This is a genomic window from Paenibacillus sp. 01T422, from assembly GCF_056398785.1.
In genome coordinates this window covers 1-2,369 of sequence record NZ_JBFTQB010001088.1, presented here as the reverse complement: position 1 = coordinate 2,369, position 2,369 = coordinate 1, and the positions used below count along the sequence as shown (strand labels likewise).

Genomic DNA, 2,369 nt, shown 5'->3' with positions numbered 1-2,369 from the left:
GGATTAGGGAGATTCGTTTTATCGAAATCGCAGTCCAGTGATGCAGTAACGGCGTAAGCACCGTCTTTTTCCATCACATCGGTAATTGCAAAGCGAACATGAGCGCCGAAAACGTCAGTTTCGCTCCATTTGCGGATAGCTTCCAGTCCTTTAAATTCCCTATTATCGTCGAAGACGAACGCGTTCTCGTCGAACGCAGCGATAAATGCAGCTGGCTGTTCCTCGTTCGCGGCATTAAAATAAGTTTCTACGGATTCTGGCAATTGAGTCATAATAGACTCCTCCTTTAAAATGAATGAGATTAAACGGTTGGTACTGTTCCACCGTCAATGACATATTCGCTGCCCGTAATGGAGGCTGCACGATCGGAAACCAAGAAGGCTGCAAGCTCGGCAACTTCTTCTGGCATGCCCGGACGTCCGATAGGAATGCCGCCAAGTGAGTTCATTAGTTCTTGCAGCGCCGCTTCGCGACTTCCTGCGACTGTTGCGATTCGGTCGATCATCCGATCCGCTGCCTCCGTTTGAATAAAGCCCGGAGCGATTGTGTTGATGCGGATACCTTTAGGTGAAAACTCCTTAGACAAGCCTTTGCTATAGTTGGTCAACGCTGCTTTTGACGCCGCGTATGCCAATGTCGTTTCATACAGAGGCAACGTTCTTTGAATGGAGCTTACGTGGATAATGACGCCCTTGCCTTGTGCCACCATCATCGGAAGTAAGCTTCTGTCTAATCGAACGGATCCGAGTAAATTCATATTCAACGTTTCCAGCCAGTCCTCTTCAGATAAGGCCAACGCACCGCCTGGAGGCGTGGAAGCACCGCCCACCGTGTTAATGAGAATGTCTAAGCCGCCAAGCTTTTCATTCACGGCTTCGACGAGAGACGCAGTGCCTTCGGGTTTTGTGATGTCGGTTTGAACAAAGTGTACGCCAGGAATATCGTAATCCGTCGGAATCGTTCGTGCTGTCGTTAGCACTGTTGCACCGGCTGCAGCAAGTCGTTTAACGATCGCATAACCCATACCTTTTGTTCCCCCCGTTATTAATGCGCGTTTACCTTGGAATTCATTCTCGTATGATGCAAAACTCATATTGTATATCCTCCTAGTGGATGTTTTTTTGTGGTTGTTCTCGATCACATGTGTAAGCTTACCCCTATCTAAAAGATAAGTCTAATTCATAATAATAATAAATTTAATTACTTTTTGTAATGAAAAACGAACTCGGATGCCATGCTTTTCAGCCATTAGTAGAAGGAACACGAAAGCAAGTAGGAAGTAGGGAGAACGATAATACATTAATTATATTCATTGTTTACATGAAAATAATGAATTTTACGATTGAGGTTATAACGTTTACGATAAAAATGTAGAGTTCATCATTTACTAAGTTGACCATTACAAAAGAAGATGATGCGAATCCATAATCAGATATCTATAGGAGATGTGAAATAAATGTCGGCATACGTCATTTTTATAAGAGAACAAACATTTGACTCAGAAGAGTTGCATGTTTATGCTACGAAAGCTCCTGCCGGTTTGGCAGGACATTCCGTTAAACCGCTTGCCATGTACGGAACGCATCAAGTTATTGAAGGTACGGTTATCATGTTTGGGCAAATAATATTGTGTTTAACCATTTGCAGCGATTGCCTGAGGATGTTTGGAATAAAGAGATATCAAGTGTGTTTCCATCAATCGGTCAATTGATAGGACATATTGATGCTGTTGATAATATGTGGTTGAGTACAATGCGCGAAAGTACTTTCTTCGAGGTACAATCGCTCTTCTCCAAGCTCACAAAGGAGTCAAAACAGGAGACTCTAAAAAGCATGAAACAAAAAATCGATAATACGGAAATCGCATATCGAGAGTTTTTGAACGGTTGTGACCCTGAGAAGATCGTCCCAGACTTTCTTTCTGGTACCGCAAGCACATCCATAATAGGCTTAGTTCAGCATGTCGTAAACCATGGAACATATCATCGTGGAAATCTGACCGCAATGCTGCGTCAAATTGGTTACCGCGGCGTTCCGACGGATTACATCGATTATTTGCATGAACAGAAGTAAGGGCAACAAGGTAGAGGATAGAACATAACAATAATAATTAGTTCCCCCGATCATTCCTTGAGTAATGCCCAAACAGAGAAAATAGCGGCAAGCTTAGCGAAGTTAACAAAAGGCTGATCCCCTCAGCTTGTTTTCTTGTTGTATAGTATCGTTTTATTTCTCAATGTTCCTCCTCTAATATGTATATACCGTTTTTCTGGACAACTCCTAGTAGACTGGCATAAACTGTGAAATACGGTGTAGTGGCTCTTGTAGACTTCCCTGATAAATAAATGACAAAAAGTTGAGGATGAAAG

4 protein-coding genes are annotated in these 2,369 nt (G+C 42.8%); 2 read left to right on the top strand and 2 right to left on the bottom strand.

Annotation, left to right across the window (positions count from 1 at the left end; translation table 11 throughout):
- Both AC1DUA_RS35850 and AC1DUA_RS35845 read right to left on the bottom strand, forming a co-directional pair.
- Positions 1–272: nuclear transport factor 2 family protein (locus AC1DUA_RS35850; protein WP_477504273.1), on the bottom strand; the 272-nt coding region annotated here is incomplete at its 3' end.
- 29 nt (positions 273–301) lie between these two features.
- Complete coding sequence (locus AC1DUA_RS35845; RefSeq protein ID WP_477504272.1) at positions 302–1,093, bottom strand: SDR family oxidoreductase; 792 nt, start codon at positions 1,091–1,093, stop codon at positions 302–304.
- Positions 1,094–1,456: 363 nt separating this feature from the next.
- On the opposite strand from AC1DUA_RS35845, the gene AC1DUA_RS35840 reads away from it, so the two are divergent.
- Together AC1DUA_RS35840 and AC1DUA_RS35835 are read left to right on the top strand one after the other, a co-directional pair.
- On the top strand, positions 1,457–1,711 hold the full coding sequence (locus AC1DUA_RS35840) for a hypothetical protein (RefSeq protein ID WP_477504271.1): 255 nt from the start codon (positions 1,457–1,459) through the stop codon (positions 1,709–1,711).
- Complete coding sequence (locus AC1DUA_RS35835; RefSeq protein ID WP_477504270.1) at positions 1,630–2,073, top strand: DinB family protein; 444 nt, start codon at positions 1,630–1,632, stop codon at positions 2,071–2,073. The genes AC1DUA_RS35840 and AC1DUA_RS35835 overlap by 82 nt, the downstream gene beginning before the upstream one ends.
- Positions 2,074–2,369 lie beyond the last annotated feature (296 nt).